Below are 4,375 nucleotides of genomic sequence, written 5' to 3' on the forward strand. Positions count from 1 at the left end.
CATTACGCTGGGGCTCGACAAACTCGAAACCGGATTAAACAAGCTTCGTGGTCGCCGGTCGCGCTCAGTAGTGGTTGTGACGGCATCGCAGGTGCTGATGATGAACTGGCTGATGGATCGCCTGAACCGGTTTTCGGAAACGCACGAAAATATCGATCTGCGGCTTAACGTTACTGAAAAGCTGATGGATGTGTCGCACGGCGAGGCGGATATAGGTATTCGCTGCGGACAGGGCGACTGGCCAGGCGTGAATAAAACATGGCTGATGGATGAAGAAGCGGTGATGATCTGCAGTCCGCGCCTGGTGCCGCCCGGCAAAATGGCCTGCAGTGAATGGCTCGCCATGCAGAAACTCATCCACGATGACACCCCCCATCCCGGGGCGGATTTTCCGTCATGGAATGATGTACTTATGGCAGTCGGTGCACCCGATGCGCTGGAAAGCGGGCTTCATATTAACTCCACCTCAGCAGTGATCCTGTCGGCCCTGAGCGGCAGGGGCGTGGCTATTGCCCGGTACGCTCTGGTGAAAAAGCTTATAGAAACAGGGCAGCTGGTTCAGCTGCATCCCGACCATCGGTGGCCACTCAAATGGTCCTATTATCTGGTCACCCCGCAACAAAAAGTTATGCGTGATGAAGTAAAAGTTTTCCATGACTGGCTTCTTCAGGATGTCGTCTCAGATCGTTCATAAACTGTCCCCTCAGGCATTACGCTACCCCGGCAATCACGCCGGGCGCGTAATGCTTTTCCCACGACAAACCGCGACATAGAATTTCTTCTCTGCTCCGCAAGATTATCTGATTTGTTGAAGCTGTCTCGCTTTCTGATAATCGCCCTCAACGAAAGGTGATACAGACCGGTTTTTTTACCGGGTGTGTTACTTCAACCCCGAGCGAAGGAGAGAACGATGGCTTATCTGCAAATCACCCTGGATATCAGTAATGAAAATCGCGCGGCAGCCGCGGGGGTATACCAGAAATACAAAACCCCGTTTCTGACCACCATCGAGGGTGCCACCTCTAAAGAGTTGCTTGTCCGTGATGAGGATGTCCAGGTGCTGCACGGTTTTACGACCGTGGCGCAGGCGCAGGCATACCTTAGCAGTCCGCTGTTCATGCAGGATGTCGTTGCAGGATTAAAACCCTATTTAAACAGCGCGCCTGATGTACGTATTTTCGACGTCATGTAATGACTTTTCTGAAACAAAAAATAACCGGAGTTTTCAATGTTCTTAAACTGGAATGAATATCGCAGTGGCCTGCTCGCCACCATCGGCAAATTTGCCAAACTGCAGCCAGAGTTTATGAAAGGCTTTCAACAGATGGATAAAGGGGCGTCAGAAAACAAGCACCTCGATCCCAAAACCCATGAACTGATTGCACTGGCCGTGGCCGTAACCACCCGCTGTGACGGTTGCCTGGCCGTACATGTGGACGCTGCGGTTAAGCACGGTGCCACGCGCGAAGAGATCGCTGAAGCGCTGGCCGTTGCCATTAATCTAAACACCGGCGCAGCGCTGACGTATACCGCGCGAGCCCTGGATGTTTACGATAATCTGCCGAACAAATAGGCCTGAAGACGGCCCCCTCCAGGGCCGTCTAATCATTAGCTATGATGTTACTGAATTCTGATTTTTCGCAGCGCGCGATCGTCACCCCGGATGATTATCTGTGGATCCCTTCTCCTCAGCCCGGCGTTGAGCGCGTAATGCTGGACCGGATTGGTCACGAGCAAGCCCGTGCAACCAGCCTTGTCAGGTATGCGCCCGGATCCGAATTTCCCGCACACAGCCATCCCGGCGGAGAGGAGATTCTGGTGCTCGAGGGGACTTTTACCGAAAACGGTGTCGATCACCCTGCCGGCTGGTACCTGCGCAGCCCGGACGGTTCTTCTCACCAGCCCTCAAGTCACGACGGCACAACCATTTTCGTCAAGCTGCGCCAGATGTCTGCTGATGAACGCCGGCCGGTGAGAATAAATACCCAGGCGGCAGCTAACTGGCACGGTCAGCCGCAAAGACAAATCTGCCCGTTATTTTCCGGCACCCTGGAAACCGTTCTGCTTCAGAAGCTTGCTCCGGGCGAGCGGATCTTCTGTGCGCCACTTGTTGGCGGTGGAGAACTCCTTCTTCTGAAAGGGCAACTCGGGGCGCCCGACGGTTGCTATGAAGCAGGAAGCTGGCTGCGGTTTCCACCGGGTGATATGCCTGCTCTGATGGCCACCGCCTCTGGCGCACTTTTTTATCTGAAAACAGGGCATCTCAGCCAGATAACCCTGACCGGAGCAACATTATGAAGCAGAGCGTTGTTATCATTGGTGCGGGCATAAGCGGCCTTTATGCCGCCACGCTGCTTGAAAAAGCGGGGGTGGATTATGTGATCCTTGAGGCTCGGGACAGAACGGGCGGGCGCGTGCTGTCAGGCCTGGAACTGGCGGGCACTTCCTCTGGCATTCATGTAGATATGGGGGCAGCTTGGTTCTGGCCCGATATTCAACCGGACTTCGCGCAACTTATCGAGCGGCTTAACCTTCCGGTAATCGCACATGGCCGTCCGGGTGACATGCTCTACGAACGCCAGCTGAATTCGCCCCCCGAACGCTACCCAGCATGGGAGAGTTCTCCGGCGTCTTTCAGGCTGAAGGGAGGAATGCAGGCGCTGATGGCGGCGCTCAAAAGTCAGATCCCGGTTGATAGGATTAAAACAGGTCATCAGGTGGTGACTGTTTCCCGGGCCGGCAAGGAAGTGCTGGTCCATACCCGGTCCGAAGGCAGTAAAAAAGCTGTGTTTTCAGGTGAGCATGTATTCCTCGCTCTGCCTCCTGCCCTGGCAGCTAAAATAGATTTCAGACCGGCGATGCCGGAACAGGTGCTGTCAAACTGGCGGAAAACCCCGACATGGATGGCCCCCCATGCGAAATATGTCGCTGTATATAAAACGGACTTATTCCATGCACGACAACTTTCAGGGAATGCAGGAAGCCGTGTTGGGCCAATGGTTGAGATCCACGATGTATCCGAGCCAGATTCAGGTAAAACGGCGATTTTTGGTTTTATTGGCGTACCGGCAAAATCGAGATGGACTGTCAGCGAAGCTGTTCTCAAAAGCCTTTGCCGGGAGCAGGTCGTACGCTTATTTGGGCAGGATGCGGCAGAGCCCGAAGCTGAGTATATAAAAGACTGGGCGGCCGATCCGTTTACTGCAACGGAATTTGATCTCCTGCAGGAAGTCGGGCACGCAATGCCTGAGCAACTTCCCGCCAGGGGAGAATGGTCCGGCGAGATAACAGGTGTCGCCAGTGAATGGTCACCGCAGTTCTCGGGCTATCTGGCAGGCGCAATTGACTCTGCATTAACGGGCGTTCAGCGCTGGCTACAACAGAAATAACCCGCGAAAATGGGGTGCTACCATCCGAGCCGGAGAGGGGGTGTTGAAAAACATGAGTATCCGGTTCGATAATGCATCAGCTTTTAAAAAGAACTGGCTTCTGAAACGTCCGCTTCTGGCACAGAGCGAACATTTCAGCTTTTCCCCACCCCAGAAATTTGAACTTAGCTTTGACAAAATCACATAAGACTACCCTCCCCATGTTACTAAGGATCCAGTAGCGGTTTTCGCTGTCGTCAGTGGTCTTGTCACCGCAGTCTGGCAAGGAAGCTGTCAGTGCTGACATTGCAATAGTCTGATTGAGTTGTATGGCCTCAACGAATGCAGCCCTTATCTCGTAAGGACGTTGCATGAGTTACACCCTCACCCACCCATTGGCTGTATACATATACAGCTGTATTTTTAAAACCAAGTTCACGCTAAGACTAATTTCACAATCTAAGGAAAGGTAATGTTCGTAGAACTCGTTTATGACAAACGCAATTTCGAAGGCCTGCCAGGTGCAAAAAACATCATTCTGGATGAGTTAACAAAGAGGATTGGCCGCGTTTTCCCGGATGCAGAAGTTCGCGTTAAACCGATGATGACGCTGCCAGCGATCAACACTGATGCGAGCAAGCATGAGAAGGAACAGATAAGCCGGGTTGTGCAGGAGATGTTTGAAGAAGCTGATATGTGGCTTGAGTCTTAGTCTTCACTTGTTAGTTTTCAATACCAGCAGGCAGTCATTTAATGATACGCCTGCCTGTAAACTGTTATTTTCCGCCCGCCGGAAATTTCTTGTACAAAGTGCATACTGCAACATCGTAAGATACGCACCATAGGGCTGCATGTATCAAAGCTGTTCGTTCCCCTCATTAATGGCCTTGAGTCGTTTTATTAGCACTGGCCTGTTTGCCACTGTGCCACTGTGCCACTGTGCCACTGTGCCACTGTGCCACTGTGCCACTGTGCCACTGTGACACTGTGCCACTGATTTTATCTTC

At 52.7% G+C, this 4,375-nt stretch carries 6 protein-coding genes; all 6 read left to right on the plus strand.

Annotated elements, in window-relative coordinates; genetic code table 11:
* A partial coding sequence (locus tag QM624_RS14310) for a LysR substrate-binding domain-containing protein (RefSeq protein WP_415092954.1) occupies positions 1-694 on the plus strand: 694 nt, incomplete at its 5' end.
* A 216-nt stretch (positions 695-910) separates the two neighbouring features.
* Positions 911-1,192 (plus strand): hypothetical protein, encoded by a 282-nt coding sequence (locus tag QM624_RS14315; protein ID WP_217186586.1) that lies wholly within the window; start codon positions 911-913, stop codon positions 1,190-1,192.
* Positions 1,193-1,228: 36 nt separating this feature from the next.
* Complete coding sequence (locus tag QM624_RS14320; RefSeq protein ID WP_007712977.1) at positions 1,229-1,573, plus strand: carboxymuconolactone decarboxylase family protein; 345 nt, start codon at positions 1,229-1,231, stop codon at positions 1,571-1,573.
* A gap of 41 nt (positions 1,574-1,614) precedes the next feature.
* Positions 1,615-2,298, plus strand: coding sequence for a cupin domain-containing protein (locus tag QM624_RS14325; RefSeq protein ID WP_217186585.1), 684 nt, complete (start codon positions 1,615-1,617; stop codon positions 2,296-2,298).
* On the plus strand, positions 2,295-3,389 hold the full coding sequence (locus tag QM624_RS14330) for a flavin monoamine oxidase family protein (RefSeq protein ID WP_274415826.1): 1,095 nt from the start codon (positions 2,295-2,297) through the stop codon (positions 3,387-3,389). Before QM624_RS14325 ends, QM624_RS14330 begins: the two co-directional genes overlap by 4 nt.
* A 451-nt stretch (positions 3,390-3,840) precedes the next feature.
* Entirely contained in the window at positions 3,841-4,080 is a 240-nt protein-coding gene (locus tag QM624_RS14335; protein WP_306684372.1) for a DinI family protein, read from the plus strand.
* The last annotated feature ends 295 nt before the right edge of the window (positions 4,081-4,375 follow it).

The sequence above is a fragment of the Micropruina sp. genome (assembly GCF_047606365.1).
Lineage (GTDB): Bacteria > Actinomycetota > Actinomycetes > Propionibacteriales > Propionibacteriaceae > Micropruina.